Origin of the sequence: Exiguobacterium sp. s39 (genome assembly GCF_018618925.1) — a bacterium.
Taxonomy (GTDB): Bacteria; Bacillota; Bacilli; order Exiguobacteriales; family Exiguobacteriaceae; genus Exiguobacterium_A; species Exiguobacterium_A abrahamii.
Genome location: NZ_JACSNA010000001.1, coordinates 494,956 through 512,129, shown reverse-complemented (window position 1 = coordinate 512,129; position 17,174 = coordinate 494,956). Strand labels below are relative to the sequence as shown.

Annotated in this window: 14 protein-coding genes; 3 read left to right on the top strand and 11 right to left on the bottom strand. The window is 46.9% G+C overall.

Annotated features, from left to right (window positions below):
• Positions 1 to 224 precede the first annotated feature (224 nt).
• Together KNQ11_RS02595 and KNQ11_RS02590 are read left to right on the top strand one after the other, a co-directional pair.
• The gene (locus KNQ11_RS02595) at positions 225 to 962 is read left to right on the top strand and encodes a peptidoglycan DD-metalloendopeptidase family protein (protein WP_149427083.1); all 738 of its coding nucleotides are present in this window, start codon (positions 225 to 227) and stop codon (positions 960 to 962) included.
• Between the two features lie 258 nt (positions 963 to 1,220).
• A complete protein-coding gene (locus tag KNQ11_RS02590; RefSeq protein WP_029341320.1) occupies positions 1,221 to 2,165 on the top strand; it encodes a peptidoglycan DD-metalloendopeptidase family protein in 945 nt (314 codons plus the stop codon).
• Positions 2,166 to 2,226: 61 nt separating this feature from the next.
• On the opposite strand, the gene KNQ11_RS02585 is transcribed toward KNQ11_RS02590, so the two are convergent.
• The 10 genes from KNQ11_RS02585 to brnQ all read right to left on the bottom strand — a co-directional run bounded on the left by KNQ11_RS02585 (position 2,227) and on the right by brnQ (position 14,581).
• The gene (locus KNQ11_RS02585) at positions 2,227 to 3,378 is read right to left on the bottom strand and encodes an FAD/NAD(P)-binding protein (RefSeq protein WP_214724630.1); all 1,152 of its coding nucleotides are present in this window, start codon (positions 3,376 to 3,378) and stop codon (positions 2,227 to 2,229) included.
• Between the two features lie 147 nt (positions 3,379 to 3,525).
• A complete protein-coding gene (locus KNQ11_RS02580) occupies positions 3,526 to 4,638 on the bottom strand; it encodes a glycerol dehydrogenase (RefSeq protein ID WP_023467840.1) in 1,113 nt (370 codons plus the stop codon).
• Positions 4,639 to 4,732: 94 nt separating this feature from the next.
• Entirely contained in the window at positions 4,733 to 5,560 is an 828-nt protein-coding gene (locus tag KNQ11_RS02575; protein ID WP_214769310.1) for a sugar phosphate isomerase/epimerase family protein, read from the bottom strand.
• Complete coding sequence (locus KNQ11_RS02570; protein ID WP_214769307.1) at positions 5,508 to 6,506, bottom strand: DUF6005 family protein; 999 nt, start codon at positions 6,504 to 6,506, stop codon at positions 5,508 to 5,510. The genes KNQ11_RS02575 and KNQ11_RS02570 overlap by 53 nt, the downstream gene beginning before the upstream one ends.
• A complete protein-coding gene (locus KNQ11_RS02565; RefSeq protein WP_214769305.1) occupies positions 6,499 to 6,750 on the bottom strand; it encodes a phosphopantetheine-binding protein in 252 nt (83 codons plus the stop codon). The genes KNQ11_RS02570 and KNQ11_RS02565 overlap by 8 nt, the downstream gene beginning before the upstream one ends.
• Positions 6,738 to 7,934, bottom strand: coding sequence for an AMP-binding protein (locus KNQ11_RS02560; RefSeq protein ID WP_214769302.1), 1,197 nt, complete (start codon positions 7,932 to 7,934; stop codon positions 6,738 to 6,740). Before KNQ11_RS02560 ends, KNQ11_RS02565 begins: the two co-directional genes overlap by 13 nt.
• A complete protein-coding gene (locus tag KNQ11_RS02555) occupies positions 7,921 to 9,453 on the bottom strand; it encodes an IucA/IucC family protein (protein WP_251139609.1) in 1,533 nt (510 codons plus the stop codon). The genes KNQ11_RS02560 and KNQ11_RS02555 overlap by 14 nt, the downstream gene beginning before the upstream one ends.
• Before the next feature lie 49 nt (positions 9,454 to 9,502).
• On the bottom strand, positions 9,503 to 11,197 hold the full coding sequence (locus KNQ11_RS02545) for an IucA/IucC family protein (RefSeq protein ID WP_214769290.1): 1,695 nt from the start codon (positions 11,195 to 11,197) through the stop codon (positions 9,503 to 9,505).
• A 327-nt stretch (positions 11,198 to 11,524) separates the two neighbouring features.
• On the bottom strand, positions 11,525 to 13,003 hold the full coding sequence (locus KNQ11_RS02540) for an AraC family transcriptional regulator (protein WP_214769288.1): 1,479 nt from the start codon (positions 13,001 to 13,003) through the stop codon (positions 11,525 to 11,527).
• 237 nt (positions 13,004 to 13,240) lie between these two features.
• On the bottom strand, positions 13,241 to 14,581 hold the full coding sequence (brnQ, locus tag KNQ11_RS02535; protein WP_058705093.1) for a branched-chain amino acid transport system II carrier protein: 1,341 nt from the start codon (positions 14,579 to 14,581) through the stop codon (positions 13,241 to 13,243).
• 368 nt (positions 14,582 to 14,949) lie between these two features.
• On the opposite strand from brnQ, the gene KNQ11_RS02530 reads away from it, so the two are divergent.
• Complete coding sequence (locus tag KNQ11_RS02530) at positions 14,950 to 15,828, top strand: AraC family transcriptional regulator (protein WP_149427073.1); 879 nt, start codon at positions 14,950 to 14,952, stop codon at positions 15,826 to 15,828.
• 147 nt (positions 15,829 to 15,975) lie between these two features.
• On the opposite strand, the gene KNQ11_RS02525 is transcribed toward KNQ11_RS02530, so the two are convergent.
• Positions 15,976 to 17,166 (bottom strand): acetyl-CoA C-acetyltransferase, encoded by a 1,191-nt coding sequence (locus KNQ11_RS02525; RefSeq protein ID WP_214769277.1) that lies wholly within the window; start codon positions 17,164 to 17,166, stop codon positions 15,976 to 15,978.
• Positions 17,167 to 17,174 lie beyond the last annotated feature (8 nt).

Here is a 17,174-nt window from a genome sequence, read left to right as displayed (position 1 = left end):
TGATTTTAAGGGATTTTGAGATTGAATATGTATTCAATATTACAACAATTGTTATTAGAATATATTTAAGCAATCAAATTGAAACACAATCGTCTGATGTTTGAATGCTATACTCTCGTTAGTCAAATGACCGCATCACTCACTTCAACACACACTAAACGCATCCACTTCTATAGATGTCATTCCGACGACAACACTAGATATTCAACTTAGGAGGAACATTCATGAAACGAACAATCACGACGTTAGCAATGAGCGCCCTCGTTGTTTCAGGTTTTGCAGCTACGGGTACAGGTAAGGTTGAAGCCGCTTCTGGCTCATCGTATAAAGTTAAAATCAAAGCAGACGGACTCCGCGTCCGGACTGGTCCATCGTTAAAACACCGCATCGTCGACGGCGTCAATGCGGGTCAAACATTCAAATACCTTGGTCGGACAGGAAACTGGACGAAGATCATGCATAAAGGCGAAAAACGCTTCGTTTATTCTGGTTACGTCAAGAAGTATAGCGCTTCTAGTAAATCAGCGAAAAAAGCATCATTCTCTTCGTCTACTGGATTCATGCGTCCAACAAGCGGATCAATCACACAAGGATACGGAAATGCTAGCGGGAAATACGGCTACACGTTCCATAACGGAATCGATTTCGGAGCACCTACTGGAACACCAGTTAAAGCAGCCGCTGCCGGAAAAGTCATCAAGTCGTCATATCAGGGAGCTTATGGTAACCATGTCATGGTCGAACATAAAGTGAACGGTATTTCGTACACAACGGTGTATGCTCACTTAAGCAAACGTTCTGTCTTCGTCGGTCAATCGATCCCGAAAGGCGCGAACATTGGAGCTGTCGGGAGCACTGGTAACTCTTCGGGATCACACTTACACTTCGAAATCCACCGTGGAAACTATGTCTACAGCGGTTCTTCAGCAGCAAGCAGTGTCAACCCGCTCGCTTTCTTATAAGCATTTCCAGGTACCTCATCTGAGGTACCTTTTTTGATTTTCAGTGGGCATTTCATCTTATCCAATTCCATCCAATCTTGTCAAAGAATTTTATGGATTATTGGGAAAAGAATAAAATTAAGTCCGTTTAATATAATTTATTGAAATAATATCGAAATGTGAATGTAACATTTAAACAAATTCGTAAATGTTATACTCATCTATGAAATTTACATAACGGTTTAGTCATACAGATTACATATTCAGGAGGAATGAATCATGCATGGTTTTTGGAAAGGTGTCTCGGCGACAGCAATCGCTGTTGCAAGTTTTGCATCGTTTGCCATCCCGCGTGCGGATGCTGCAACGACGTTCTATAAGGTGAAGGTCATGGAGGACGGCTTACGCGCTCGGACGGGTCCTTCGACATCTTACGGTACGGTCACGAGCTTTGAAAAAGGTGACACATACAAGTATCTCGGACGGACAGGGAACTGGACGAAAATCCTCTATGGTTCAAAAAAAGTCTACGTCTCTTCTACATATGTTAAGAAATATTCTGTAACACGTATCTATAAGATTAAAATCAACGTCGACAATCTTCGCGTTCGTAGCAGCAACTCGACGAGCAGTGCAGTCGTCGGAAGTGTCGATAAAGGCGAAACATTCCGCTACCTCGGTCGTACAGGTGACTGGATCAAGTTCCTATACGGTGGCGACAAACGATTCGTTCACGCTGACTACGTCTCGAAATATGCTGTCTTGACACTGACAAACAGCAGTGGTGCATCAAAAGCCTCGACGTCGACGTCAAAAAGCTTCGCGACACCAACGAGTGGTCCGATCACGCAAGGATATGGTAAGGCAAGCGGTGCTTACGGCTATACGTTCCATAACGGTATCGATTATGGCGCAGCAAAAGGTACTCCAGTCTATGCGACAGCAAGCGGTAAGGTCATTACGTCTCAGTTCAAAGGCGCATACGGCAACTACGTCATGGTCTCACACACTGTCAACGGATCGCCGTTCATCAGTCTGTATGCACATATGAATAGCCGCTCCGTCTCGGTCGGTCAAACCGTCGCCCAAGGTCAAAAAGTCGGTACAGTCGGCGAGACAGGTAACGCTTTCGGAACACACTTACATTTTGAACTCCATAAGGGATCGTACGTCTACAGCGCAACATCAGCTGGTAGCAGCGTCAATCCACTCGATTACCTCTAAAAAAAGGCCCGACCCCATGACTCATCAATGACGTCATATGGTCGGGCCTTTTTTTATCCTTTTAGACGGAAGCAAGTGAAGTCTGCTCCTCTTCAATCGTCGAGACGATCGCACGTGCTGCAGCTTGTCCCCCGTAAATCGACCGAGCGAACGGTCCGACCGTCAAGTCAGCGAGGCTGCCTGTCGCGAATAAGTTCTCTCCCCATTCAAAGGTTTCTTCATCTAATAACGGTGTCCGGCAAGGAGACAATGGCAGATTCAACTCTTGCTGTACCGCTTCAAGCCAAGATCCTTCGACGACCATCGGACGGATACCCGTTGCGCAAATAATCGATTCAGCGGTGATGATGCGACCATCTGTCAGCTTCACTCCGCTTCCGATTTCCTGCTCGACTTCACCGATCTCATGAGTGATGATTCCTTCCCGAATCAGATGACGAACACGTTGAATCAAGTCCTGTGTTGCCGTTCCGGGGCGACGCTCCTGTACGATCAATGCTCGTTTTTCACTAGCCGACAAGGACTTGAATGGTGTCAATCCTTTTGGTCCCATGAACTTCCGATCGGCATCGAACGCACTTTTTTCGAGCGGACGTCGTGAAAGGAGAGTCACCTGCCCGGGATAGCGCTCGGCACATTGAATCGTATGATGCAAGGCACTGATTCCACCTCCAATGATGACGACCGGTGGTGTATCGTGCTTCGATAAGAAAACGTGACGCGCCGATTTCGCCCACTCTGGCATGACGTGATGCTCCGATTGTCCGAGGGCGAGAACGACACGGTTTGCTCGTAACTCACCTTCGTCTGTCGAGACGATCCACGTTCCGCTCTCTCGTCTTAGTCCTGTGACTTCCCCTTGGACCCAGCTCGCCTCCACTTCATTTCGTTGCGCCAATTGAAGGGCATGGTCGTTGAATAATTCCAAGGATGGTCGCCCGTATGTATCCTTGAAGGCTTGATGTGTATAATCCTGTTCTTCCGCATGATGCCTGAGACTCGTCGGATTCGTCGAAGTGTGGTGCACCCGAGTTGAACGTAGGTAAGGCATGCCGATCCGTTCGGTTTGTTTACGCCAGTTCATCAATGGTTGCCGATGACGGTCGATGATCCGTATCATCTCCCGATCGATTCCTTTTTCACGTAAGGCATTGAATACCGTCATTCCATGAATTCCTCCGCCAACAATCACCCATTCATATCGATCCGTCATCACAAAAACTCCTTTATCTGAATTAAATCGTAATCATTACGTTTTATAACGATAGCGTGTTTTTAAGAAGAATTCAAGCGTCATTCGACGAAAGCCCATAAAAAATCCGCTTCCTCTCGGTAGAGGAAGCGGATTTAAACGCATCAATCAGGAAGAAGCATGTTTCGCTAGATACGCTTTCGAATAGCGGTCAGCTGCGATGATCGCATCCGCGACTTCGTCCGCCGTGACGTTGAAACCGCTGTGGATCGTCTCGCCTTCAGCAGTCGCTGCCTCGCCGACCTTGACGATATCTTCACGCGACGCATCTTTTAGCTTGACGTCTTCGAGCGTCACCGGTAAGCCAAGATCCGTGTAGAGCGCGATGTACCGCTCGATTTCTTCTTGTGGATGTTCTTCGAGCGCCAGTTGAACGAGTGTACCAAAGGCAACTTTCTCACCATGCGTTAAGTGGTGAATCTCACCGTCAAGCGCTGTGAACCCGTTATGGATCGCATGCGCTGCAGCTAGCCCACCACTCTCGAAACCGAGTCCACTTAAGAGCGTATTCGCCTCGACGACGGCTTCAAGTGCCGGTGTGACGACTTGCGCTTGAACGGATTCATACGCCAAGCGACCATGCTCGAACAAGACTTCCTCACACCGTTTGGCGATCGCTTGTGCCGCAATCGTCGGTCGTCCCCCTGCCATCGTTTGTCCACCAAAAGCGACGACACTCCGGACCTCAACCCACGTCGCGAGCGCATCGGCGATTCCGGACGCGAAGAAACGCGCTGGTGCTTGGGCGATCAGTTTCGTGTCGACGAGAACGAGATCGGGATTCTTCTTATAGAAGCGATAACTTTCGAAAATCCCTTCGTCGGAATAGATGACGGACAAGGCACTCGTCGGGGCATCGGTCGAAGCAAGCGTCGGAACGATGACGACGGACACGTTCAGCTCATCCGAGACGGCTTTTGCCGTATCGAGCGTCTTTCCGCCTCCCACACCCATGACGAACCGGACATCTGCTGCTTGTGCTTGCTCAGCGATTCGTTTCACTTCATGCCGCGAGGCTTCGCCACTGAAATCCGCTTTCTCGATGCCGACGTTTTCGCCGGACAACGAATGCTCAACACGTTCCTTGACGATTTTCCAAACGACATCATCCGCGATGACAAGCGCTTTTTCACCGAACGGGCTCACATATGTACCGAGCCGGTCAATGACATCCTTTCCTTGGACATACTTTGAGGGACTAATGAAGACACGTTCTGACATGTTTCAACATCCTTTCTGTAAGGGACACGATGGTTAATGACATACAATAGAGGAATTGCCTTTTCTGCTGACGTTTAAACCCCATCAAGTCGAATCATCTTGACAAAACGGGTACTCTTTCAAGAGCTTGTGTGATGAGACTCCGATCTTCTCTTAATCGTTCGTCCGGATCAGGACCGAACCATTCGAGGCTTGCCGTCAAGTGATCGAGATGAGCCGATACGTCTTCAAAGAACCGGTGATAATCGACGATCCCTTCGAATAATGGAACCATCCCTTCCCGTGATCCGCTTGCTGCGTATACATTCGTTGGTTCAAATACTGCGAACTGTTCAGCATTCGCCACTGTCTTTAAATGAAGGTGATCCACATACGATGCAAGTCTGAAGTATGCTTCGACGGGATCAGCCTTTGATTCGATGACGTGTAAGACGTCAAAGTTGATCCGACATGCCGGGTGGTTGATCGCTTGTAATAAACGAACCGTTGCCTCTACCGTATCTGTTGCAGTGTTCGGATGAAATTCAAGTAATAATCGCTGTCCTGCAGGATCAAGGACACGGCAAATCCCCTTTAATCGATAAACGAGTTGATCCCATTTGGCATCGGATAAGGTATGGCTCGCCTCATTACCCGCAAAGATGCGGATGCGCTCCGTTCCGATTCGTGTCGCTAATTGCGAGAGTCGTTTTGTCTCCGCAAGTAGTTCTGACATCGGTGCGTTTAAATTTAAATAATGACTCAACATACTGACATTTAGATGGGATGACTTCAGCCGATCGACTTCTTCCGTTCTTAAATGTTCAGCATGAACTCCCCAAATATCAATGGCGTCAAAGTGTTCTTCTGAAGCAAAATCGATCAAATCATTAAATGAACGCAGATGATGCCGATAGCTGATCGTACAGAGTGCGAGTTTCATGTTCAATTCCCTCCTGTCGTTGATACGCATGGAACGTGTCGACGAGTTGCCGTTTGATTGCACTCTCCCGTGCCCATTGTTTTTCGATCAATCGTTCGATTTCTAAGTACACTTCCGGTTGACGCGTTACAGCGTATTTGACAGCCCGATGCTGGATGACAGAGTATTGATTGACTAATGTTTCAACCTCATCCGTCCATTCTTCAAAATCAGATGTCTGCAAGTCGCGTCCAATCGCTTCATATAAATAAGCAAATGCATGCTCATAGGCATATTTTCGAATGGCAATCACAGGTAACTGCTTTAAGGCATTCGGTAATCCCTCAGGTTGTTCACGATAGTGATGCACAACACGTTTGACCGCCTCAGTCAATGGATGATGTACGTTTAGACAACTCATGAAATACGCACTTACCGTCGTCGCGTCCGGTACTCGAACATTCGTACTACGAAACGCAAACCCACCAGCGACAGCACGACGGCGTACTGCTGCAAGAATACGTTCTCTTTCTATTTCACCTTCATACCGGAAATCAGGATCAAGCATGTGCCATATTTCCGGATCTTCTGTCGCCTCTAACATGACGTAGTGGGGAAACACATCATGGTGAAATTTATTTTCGCGCTCAGGTAGACTAGCTAAATCCAACATGACGATCACTGACTCGTCCTCGTTTTTCTGTTCGATTCGTTGAATCAGCTGAGCGATGTTTTCGTCTTTTGACTGTTCGTGGTCGTACCATTCTTCGACTGGGATTCCGTAAAGACGTTCATACCAATCAAGCATCTCCTGATGGTTGATCTTCTCATCATGATGCGAGAGGACATAATCGGCTGACAAGGAAAACGAAGAATCCCATACGCCAAAGTAATAGGGACGATGGTCAGCGGCCGATCGTTTGATCGTCTCGCAGACGCAACTGACGAGACAGTGTACTTTAATCATGTATGACCTCCTGTAAAACAGACATTAACTCTTCTACTCGCATTTTGGGGAGGGCTGACATGTGCTCATCTGGAATCACTAACCCGTGTTCCAATTCAAGGTGAAGCAACAGATGAATCAAACGCATCGAATCCAGTCCTAGATCATCTCGTAGAGAGTCTGTTGTCAAGACAGCGACAGATGATGACCATTCGAGCTGTTCGCTCAGTATATCTTCGAATTGCGCAAGCGTTAAACTGGACATGCTTGTTCCCCCAATCGTTTTCTACTCACTTTCCCATTCGCAGACAGTTCGATTTGCTCAACGAGTTGCCACTCCGTCGGTCGTTGATGTGGTGCGAGATGCTTCATGCAATGCTGTTTCAGTTCTTCCTCTGATGCCGTCGTCACGAGTTGAGCGCAGACGCGCTCTCCTTGAAACGCATCCATTCGTTTAAAGACGACGACAGCCTCGACGGTCGGATGCTGATACAAGACATCTTCGACTTCCCCGGGATAGACGGATAAGCCAGACACATTGATCATCTCATCGAGTCGGCTAAGAAAGTGCAGCCCGTCTTCAACGTACATTAAATCCTTCGTACCAATCCGTACGCCTTGTTGCGAAACGACTAATTCTGCTGGTTTTCCCTTCGTTCCAGTTTCAATTTCAAGGTGTTCTAATGGAAATCCGATCGCTTGCGGACTCGGCGGATTCGGATGAAGTGCGATACAACCGATTTCTGAACAGCCATATTGTTGAAGCAAATGATGTGTCTTCCGTTCAATCGAACGGAACCATTTTTCTGGTAATGTCATCCCGGAAATCATCACTGCGTGAACTGATTCCGGGAACAAACTCATCGCATACGCCAGTCCCGGTGCCGTATAGATGATCGCGTCCGGATGCAAACGATGGATTGCTAGCACATGACGTGGTGAGAAGTCTTGTAGGATGACTGGTGTCGCTCCGCGTCTTAAAGTCGCGAACACTCCACACAGTAATCCGAATGAGTGCGTCGTCGGACAAGCAACGATCGTCGCTTTCGTCGTCAGCGGAAAACTGTTCGTATAGGCAGTCAGTTCCGTCTCGATCGACTCCCATGTCCGGTGAATGACTTTGGGTTGTCCCGTCGTACCGGAACTGAATTGAATCAATCCACCCGCACGTTTTTCCGCTTCCGGAAGCGGAATGATGGTCTCTTGATAAATCAAATAGCCACATCCTGCTTGTATCGCTAGACGCTCAGCACCAGAAACAGGCGTTTCTGGATGAATGGGAAGGATTGTTCCATTCATTCGTCGCATCGCAAGACAGAGGGCTAACCACGCTTTTGTATCTGACGTACAGATGGCTACGGTCTTCCCTTCCGTTATGAACGATTGCTTCACCAGTTCATGTATCGTCAATTCTTCTTCTGTCACCCATTCTTTCTCAATCCATAGCATGATCGTCTTCCTCTCCTCGTTGAACGAGTGAATTTTTTACATCGATTTGATTCGTCAAACCAAACCGTGGTGCCAGCAAGGCTTCTGCTGTTACTCTTTGTTCGTACCATCCGATTCGTTCTAGTCGGTCTCGATCAATCTGCAATCCCTCAATCGTCTGATGCATCCAATCAAAGAACGTCGCTTCATTCAAGTTCTCCGTCAGTTCAAGTTGATACGCTAGTTCCGTCAAATGATAGACGAATAATGTATCGTACAGCAGCTCGCGTAAGGCAAGCGGGTGTGACATTTCATAATAGGTATTGAGCGGTGCATCAAAATCAGGATGTAGCCTCTTAAAATCGGGTACATCCGATGGATCATCGAGCAACTCGGTGACGAACTCGACGCTATCATGAAAATCGCGGAGAATGATCCGTTCCGGCCATCCATCCCGTAAGACAAGTAACGTATTTTGTGCGTGAGCTTCCACACCGATTCCTTTCTCGGTCACAAGTCGGATGACTGGTTCGAGATAGACGCCGAAGAATCGACGGAGCCACCGTTCATGACCATATCGTTCCAACCACGGACCTAGAAAATGTCTTCCGTCGACCTCGATTTGAGCAAGTGCCGTCAAAGGCATGACTTGCTCGCCCGGTTGAGCATACGTCAAGACATTTTCTCGAAAGACACAGCCGACCCGACCCGCAAGTGGACCGCTCGAAACGACAGATGAAGCAAATTCAGATAACAGCGTCACCGGCAGTTCACTCGCCTGTTTTTTCAACCAATCCGATACCGCAGGAGCTGCCACGACATTCGGAACGGAAAAAGTCCGAACGGCTGACGTTTGCTTCAAGTCTAGCGGCAATTTGATATGCGGTAGTTCGGGGTGACCTGGACAAAAAACGGTTCGAATCGACTGCGTCGCTTGTACGAAGACACCACCTTCTCCTAAGTCGACACCTCCGACTTGTGCCACTTCCTGTTGGATACGTGACCACTGCCACGGATGGACCGGAAGAATCTGATAATCGGTTTGATTGAGCTCTTCCAGTTTGACTAAAAACATATGTAGAAGCGATTCTCCAAGAATCAGTGGAATAGGTAGGATTCCATTCCCTTGAACGAGCGTAGAAGGTAAGGCAATCCAATGTAACTGGAAGCGATTGCCCGCTTCAGGTCCATATGCCTCGTGATCAGCTCGCGAAAAACCAATCCTTGATTTATAACAAGGATGATAGGGATGCCCTTCGATGATGGTCTGCTCCAACTCTTCATAATCCAAACCTGCTCGGTGGATTGGTAGACGATGTCGCTGCGACAAGTCATCGAAATCATGTGTACGTCGCAACTCTTCCTGAAAGTCGTCCGGGATTGGCAATTGTGTCAAAAGATACTCAAACCAATCGTTGACGCCAGATGACTTTGATGAGCGTAACGTCGAGATGTCGAGCCGAATCCGGTCGAACGGACCGCGTTTTCCTTCGACTGCGACTTCACTATCTTTTATGTGGAATGTAAAACGATGCTTCATTCCGACAATCATTTCAGTAAAAGGAAGAATCCTTTCGAATAACAAACTCTCAAGAAGTTGTTTGCAGATACGTGTTTTGCTGTCGTAAAGCATAGTTGTCCTCCCGTAACGGATTATCCAACTCGACGAAACAAACTCGTTCTCCCTCGACTTCGAGTTCATCGAGTCCTTGTAGGCGTGTTAGTAAATTCGCCTTATATGGAAGTGTCGGCGATTCTAACAACATCAAAAGCCAAGCTCTGCCTCGCCCTTCTAGACTTTCAACTCGTACCTGACACCATTCGTGCAGTAACGCGATAGCAACTTCTTCGTTCAATAATGTGTCTGCTGCCAATCGGTCGATGACACTCGCTAGATGGTTCCAAATCATGTAATACGTCAAACGCTCAGCAATGACCTCTTCTGGGTAGAACAACGTCGTATGCTTCAATTCCGGTTCCAGCAGGATGAAGGAATCTCGATTCGTGTCTGCTAAGTAATAGCCTTGATTATCCCGGACGTGATATTGAACCGGCCATCCGTCTTCGAATGTGATGAGACTATTTTGCTGATGTGCCTCGAGTCCGATTCCTTGTTCCTCATACAGTGTAACGATCGCTCCTAACGTCAACTCCAGGTACTGTTTCCACCACCGAGTGACATGCTCTGTTTCAATGGATCCCGACTGCCGGATGAGCCGCAGTAGGAGAGATTCCGAATTCGGTAATGCCGGTTGGACGAGTGCCGCAACATTTACCGCATGGGGTGCTGGCTCTCGCAAAATAACTTCGAATCCAGTTTCTTCTCTAGTCCGGATCGCCAAATACGCAGGATCATGAATGAGGTCAAATGTATCAGGAAGAGACAGATGATGAAACAATCGATGCATCAAATAACCGGCCTCTAATTCGTGCCGCTTGTTGACGCGTCTTGAGTTCGTCACTTGGACAGGTATGGATAACTTCAACATATGACTTCGGTCGAGTGCTTCGACGGTCCGTATCGACGAAGTCGCGTTATAGAGTGGTCCAGTTGCGCCATGATAACGGAGAATACTTTGCTCGATCCGTTGCTTGATTGTCGGCTGACGTAACAAATACTCGGCTTGAAGCGGATGAATTGGAATGACTCGCTCTTGCGCCGTCGCTTGGATTGAGTTACCCAGTTGATTTTTCATCAGCTGACTAATCGTCTCGTTGCTACCTGAACGTTCCTCGAGCAATGTCTCATGTACTGTGAAATAGTGAAGTTGAAACGGCTGACGGAATTCAGGGGCATACGCCTTTTGTTGCCAGTCGGTCATACCGACTCTACTTTTCGGGGTCGGATGAAACCAATGGCCACACCACAAGCGTTGTTCATAATCGATGAACGTCTGTTGCTCTTGTGCGTTCAGTTGTTCCTCCAAAATCAATTGCACAGTCCGGTGACTGTCAAGAACGCGAAAGAGTAAGTCCGTTTGATCCGGATGTTGATCTTGAAGCTTGATGCAACAGGTGATGATACAAGACATGGCTGAAACTTCCCGCCATCCGTTCTTTGTCTCTTCACGGATCATTCCAATCTCGTGGCGTCCGATGATGGAACGACGTTTGATTTCAATGAGATATGGCTTCATCCAATAAAAAGAGGATGTCTCGGATGCATCAAACGGTCTCTCGTTGACCCATTCGCCCGGGTTCACTTCTCTGATGTAGCTGTTCATGAACGATTGAAGCGTCACCTCGGTCGCTAATCGCTCGATTTGTTCTTCGCATGTTCGCACGCTCTGTTCCTCCCCTTATTGAAAATCATTCTCATTCCATATCAATAGAAAAACGGGTTTCCCCGTTTTTGATGGTGCGTATACGCACTTATTTTAAGTAAAACGTTTTCAAGTTTCTTCAATCCGTTTTCACAATCGATTAAATGCCAGAAGTCACATATCGTCGTGAGATTTAACACAAATCAAACAAACGATCCTCCCTAACATTCGTACGACAAGGTGACGACTTTTTAGGTTCATTTATCAGCCTTCTCTGCCTCATTGTGAACTCCATCTGTAATGATAATCATTATCAATGACGAATGACATGGATTTTCTTTTCATTCTTCATGGACAAACAAAACAGTTACTATCGCTGATATATGTATGCAATTGATGTAACATATGCATCCTCCCAAGTGGTCCCCACGGATCCCAATCTACACTGTCTGGGTGAAATATACGCCCCGTCCTAACGGCACGAAGCGTTTTCCACTCCTTCGTTCCTCGAATTCGTTCCACATCTGCAGGTTGACTCCACAGTATGAACAGACCATCCGGATCTAACTGCTGTAATGTTTCTAGGCTGATCGTCATGTAGACGGTATGCGGAAGTCCTTCCACTGCTCGTAGACCGATTTCATTGAACAGAAAATCCAACATCGTATGCCCTGTTCGTCCGTACAGTCTGATTTCTGAGTCTCTGATCCAAATGACGGCCCATGTCACATTCCGATTGAATTCGAATTGTTGCTTCACAACTGATTCAAGTGTCTCGACTTCGTTGATGATATCAGTCGCTCGCTCAAGCATATCGGTTGCCTTAGCAACATCATACAAGTAATCCTTCCAGCAAGTTTGTTTCGAAATATCGATGATCGGACAAGAGGTCAACATAGGTGGTAGTTCACCTCGTATCGGTGTCCGTAAAACGAGATCAAGATTTGATGTCTCAAACCATTCCGGTAAAATCGTTGCTGACGCGTCGTATAGTCGCGTACCTTCGATTTCACTTAAATAGTCTGGCACCCCGTTCGAACGATATTGTGTCGGAAAAGACGGTGCGATGACCGGTTGAATGCCAAGTGCCAATAAGTGATCTTGTAACAACGCTTGACTCCAGATTCCGACCCGTGGAATCAACCGTTTTCGGTACTGACTTGGTGATAGTCCCTCACGTTTTTTAAAGAGACGGCTGAAATAAAATTCATCATTGATTGATACACGTTCTGCGATCTCGGCAATCGTCCAATCTGGATGTGCAATCATCCACTCCTTCGCCCGTTGCATCCGCAATTGATGAAGCAGTTCCTTTGGTGATTGATCGTAGTACTTTTTGAATTGGCGGGAAAACGTCGGCAGTGACATGTTCAACTCACTTGCCAAGTCACTGACTGTTCTTGATCTCCCGAGTTCTTCTAACCACTGGGACGTCACTTCCTCAAACGTCTGCTCATGACGACGTTCACTTAATTGCTCCAGCAGTTGATACAGATAGCGATGCTGTCTAAGAGAACCGGTCATTGTTTCTGGACACCCTTGCATTCGTTCTAAACACTCCACTAGTTCATTCGTTGGTTGTCGGAAGATTGGAAATGCCGTCAGGTCAACCTCTAACTGATACAAGAGACAATGTCCCTCCTGAACGATGAAACGTTCACCTGATTTCTTGACGAAACAGGCTTCTCCCGCCTCTAGACGTTTTCTTTCCGTGTAGGTAATACCAGCCCCTTGTATGACGACGATCAAACTCGGACGTAACGCCAATTGTCCTCCTGTTTGTAACGCATGTTTTCTCACGCGAAATGTATGTAGTGCTTCTGTCATTTTCAACTCACTCCTAAAAAACATTTGCTATCAGATGCTTTTTCCGTATATCAGCTTTGAATGTTTTCAACTGGATGAACATCACCTATCACCCCTTCTAATTGATAATGAATATCATTTTCGTTAACACTATAGCATCATGCTACCGCTTTTTGTCAACAACTGTTGTTAGACTATTTTTCATCGTTACAACAAAAAATCCCTTCACCCAGTGTAATCTGAGTGAAAGGATTTAATTTAAGCCACACGCGACGACGAGTGTGTCTGTGCTGTTTTCTTACCAACGACTGCTCCGATCACTCCGCCAATAATGGCTGGAACGACCCATCCGAGACTGACGGAAGCAAACGGTAATACCACGTCGAACACGTTTGTGACAGCTGAAACGTTGATCTTCGCTGTCTTTAATCCATCAAATAAGCTGACAACGAATGTCATCCACAGCGCCCCTTGATAAACGGCAGGTTTGCCTTTAAAGAGTGGATGCAAGAATGTCAGGAAGATGAGACAGATCGCCAGTGGATAAAGCGTCATCAAGACTGGTTTTGAGACAGCAAGTAATTGATTCAGACCGATGTTCGCGACGAGTGCGCTGAAGACCGATAGACCAATCGTCCATTTGACGTACGAGATTTTTGGCACGAGTGCCGAGAAGAACGCGGCACAGGCCGTAATCAACCCAACACTTGTCGTCATACAGGCGACTGTGATCATCAGACCGAGTAAGATCGCACCGTATTCACCAAAGTAATGATCCGACACAGCCGACAAGATCTCTGCTCCGTTCGCTAGTTGTCCGATTTCCGAGACACTCGAAGCACCCATGAAGGCAAGCGCCGAGTATGTGATTGCAAGCAAGGCTGCTGCGATCAATGACGCTTTCGTACAAATCAAGAGTAACTGTCGCTTCGATGTGACACCTTTTTCCTTGATCGCTGCGATGATGATGATTCCGAAGACGAAAGCACCAAGTGCATCGAGCGTCATATATCCTTCCTGGAAACCGTTAAAGAAAGCATTCGACTGATATGTCTTCAAAGGATTCTGAAAACTTCCGATCGGATGGAGGACAGCGACGACGATCAACAGACCGATGAACGTGATCTTAATCGGTGTCAGTACTTTCCCGACGACATCGACGATTTTCGTCGGATTCAATGATAAGAGACACGCAACCGTGTAGAACAAGACCGTGAAGATGAGCAACGGCCAGTGGCTCGTCGATTCACTGAAGAAAGGCTTGATTCCGATCTCATACGAGACCGTTCCGGCACGAGGAATCGCGAAGAAGGGACCGATCGCAAGATACAAAATGACCGAGAACCCGATTCCGAACGCAGGATGAACGCGTGACGCCATCGCTTGTAAATCGCGTTCCCCTGAAAACGCGAATGCAAGAATCGCAAGCAATGGTAGACCGACACCGGTGACGAGGAATCCGGCATTGGCGACCCAGACATGCTCCCCTGCGAGCTGTCCGAGCATCGGCGGAAAGATGAGATTTCCTGCCCCGAAAAATAAGGCGAAGAGCATCATGCCGATGACGATGATAAATGATGTTGGAACAGTTTTAGACATAATAAACCCCCACTGATGATGATCGACTTCATCTCGCTCCCTAAGCAGATGAAGTACTTCGTTCGAAAGGATAACATACGTTTAAGAGCTCGTGCTAGGAGTTTATCTGGAGAATATTCTGAAAATTGCGCAGAAAGTTTGGTGGAGCTACGGTCCATAGAATTTGTTACGTTTGTGCATCGAAGCATGAAACCGAATTCATAAGTTCATATGACGTAGTAGAACTTCACTTCTTGTCCCAAAAAAGATATTATAATCTAAAATCTTTACAATAATGATTTTTATCAATCGACTTAATTAGTATGTAAAATATCAAGTCTTCTTTGTCAGCAACACTTATATTGAATAGAGAAAGGAGGAGATAAATATTGCTTGAACAATTAAATCAATTGATGCACTATATCGATGAACATTTGACAGAAGAACTATCACCTGAAGATGTGACTCGATTGACAGGGCTATCCGATTATCATTTTCGAAGAATGTTTTCTTATATGTCTGGGATCACATTAACAGATTATATTAAACAACGACGTTTATCAGAAGCGAATCGCGACTTGATTCAAGGCACTTCTGTAACTACGGTCGCCTTCCAGTATGGTTTTCGTTCTGTAGAAGGGTTTTCAAGAGCTTTTCGTAACTGGTCAGGCTATTTACCATCATTTGCCATAAAAAATAAAATTCAAAAAACCTTTCCTCCTTTCACATTCTATTTAGAGATTAAAGGAGGAACTTCAATGGAATTTAAAATCGAGGAAAAAAGTTCATTTTTTATAACAGGTGTTTCTAAACGTGTACCAATACAATTTGAAGGAGTTAATGAATCCATTCTAGAGCTTGCCCAATCCATCACAACGGATCAACGAGAAAAAATGAAAGCAATGGCTGATTTTTATCCTCACCATATATTGAATGTATCTTATGATCATGAGGAACATTTTCAGGAAGAAACCGGTTCACTAACCCATATGTTAGGATATGCTACATCACAAAAATTGAGGGATTCTGATATCGGACTCGAACAACTGTATGTTGATGCTTCGACATGGGTCATTTTCCCGAATCGTGGACCTTTCCCGGCGACTTTACAAGAAACAATGGCTCGTTCATACTCCGAATGGTTACCTTCCTCTGGTTATGAATTGGTTGACTTGCCTGCCATATCCTTTACGATTCATGGTAATGACCCAGAGCAGGTATACAGTGAAGTATGGGTGGCAGTTTCAAAAAAAAATAGCGAAAATTAAGTCTAACACTATATCTAACACTATAATTGTTGGTAAACGAAAAAGCTGTCTTCTCAGTAAACGAAGACAGCTCAAATCTTATATACTCTCTTAAGTCATGAAAAACAAAAGGAGTGTTTTCATTTCTCTGAATTGATCCTATTTTAATTATCCTCTTACAGATTTTACAATTGTCGCAACCCCTTGACCGCCACCGACGCATAACGTCGCAAGACCATGCATCTCACCCGTCCGCTCGAGTTCATGGATCAGCGTAACGAGAATCCGCGCACCACTCGCACCAATCGGATGACCGAGCGCGATTGCGCCACCGTTGCGGTTGAGCTTCTCGTGCGGGAACTGTAGCTCCGCATCGACCGCGAGAGATTGTGCCGCGAATGCTTCGTTCGCTTCGATGACATCGATCTCCTCAAGCGTCAGTCCCGCTTTATCGAGTGCCTTTTGGACCGCTTGGACGGGACCGATTCCCATGATGCTCGGATCGACACCGGACGTTCCATTTGAGACGATCTCAACGAGTGGTGTCACACCGAGTTCTTTTGCCTTTGTCGCGGACATGATGACAAGTGCGGCAGCCCCGTCATTGATGCCAGATGCATTGCCTGCCGTAACCGTTCCGTCCTTTTTGAATGCCGGGCGCAAACGACTGAGTGTTTCGACAGATGTTCCGGCACGTGGAAACTCATCTTGATCAAAACGGATCGGGTCGCCTTTTCGTTGTGGAATTAACACTGGCGTGATTTCCGAGACGAACCGTTCTTCCGCTAATGCCGTCTGCGCTTTTTGCTGACTCGTCGCAGCGAACTGATCCTGGGCTTCGCGGGAGAGTTCATAGGCGTCGGCTAAATTCTCTGCCGTGATTCCCATGTGATAGTCATTAAACGCACACTCAAGTCCATCCTGGATGATCGTATCGACGAGCGGTTGGTCACCCATCTTCAGTCCAGACCGTGCGCCCGATAAGACATACGGCGCTTGGCTCATGTTCTCCATCCCACCGGCAACGATGACATCGGCTTCGCCCGACTTGATCGCCTGATACGCGAGATGGACGGCTGAGAGACCGGATCCGCAGACCTTGTTAACGGTCATCGCTGGACATGTCTCCGGTAATCCGGCAGCGAGTGCCGCCTGCCGTGCTGGATTTTGACCAAGTCCTGCTGAGAGGACGTTACCGAAAAAGACTTCGTCGACGTGATTCCCTGCGACACCTGCTTTTTCGAGTGCTGCGCGGATGACCGTCGCTCCGAGTTCCGTTGCTTTGACGTCTTTCAAACTCCCATTGAAATTCCCGATTGCCGTGCGCGTCGCACTGACGATGACGACTGCTTCACTCATCTACTCCA

What these genes read in the sequence shown, in the direction of transcription:
- KNQ11_RS02590 (WP_029341320.1), top strand. Translation starts at nt 1,221, where the DNA reads ATGCATGGTTTTTGGAAAGGTGTCTCGGCGACAGCAATCGCTGTTGCA.
- KNQ11_RS02565 (WP_214769305.1), bottom strand. Translation starts at nt 6,750, where the DNA reads ATGTCCAGTTTAACGCTTGCGCAATTCGAAGATATACTGAGCGAACAG.
- KNQ11_RS02555 (WP_251139609.1), bottom strand. Translation starts at nt 9,453, where the DNA reads ATGAAGCATCGTTTTACATTCCACATAAAAGATAGTGAAGTCGCAGTC.
- KNQ11_RS02525 (WP_214769277.1), bottom strand. Translation starts at nt 17,166, where the DNA reads ATGAGTGAAGCAGTCGTCATCGTCAGTGCGACGCGCACGGCAATCGGG.
- KNQ11_RS02595 (WP_149427083.1), top strand. Translation starts at nt 225, where the DNA reads ATGAAACGAACAATCACGACGTTAGCAATGAGCGCCCTCGTTGTTTCA.
- KNQ11_RS02580 (WP_023467840.1), bottom strand. Translation starts at nt 4,638, where the DNA reads ATGTCAGAACGTGTCTTCATTAGTCCCTCAAAGTATGTCCAAGGAAAG.
- KNQ11_RS02560 (WP_214769302.1), bottom strand. Translation starts at nt 7,934, where the DNA reads ATGCTATGGATTGAGAAAGAATGGGTGACAGAAGAAGAATTGACGATA.
- KNQ11_RS02570 (WP_214769307.1), bottom strand. Translation starts at nt 6,506, where the DNA reads ATGATTAAAGTACACTGTCTCGTCAGTTGCGTCTGCGAGACGATCAAA.
- KNQ11_RS02575 (WP_214769310.1), bottom strand. Translation starts at nt 5,560, where the DNA reads ATGAAACTCGCACTCTGTACGATCAGCTATCGGCATCATCTGCGTTCA.
- KNQ11_RS02540 (WP_214769288.1), bottom strand. Translation starts at nt 13,003, where the DNA reads ATGACAGAAGCACTACATACATTTCGCGTGAGAAAACATGCGTTACAA.
- brnQ (WP_058705093.1), bottom strand. Translation starts at nt 14,581, where the DNA reads ATGTCTAAAACTGTTCCAACATCATTTATCATCGTCATCGGCATGATG.
- KNQ11_RS02585 (WP_214724630.1), bottom strand. Translation starts at nt 3,378, where the DNA reads ATGACGGATCGATATGAATGGGTGATTGTTGGCGGAGGAATTCATGGA.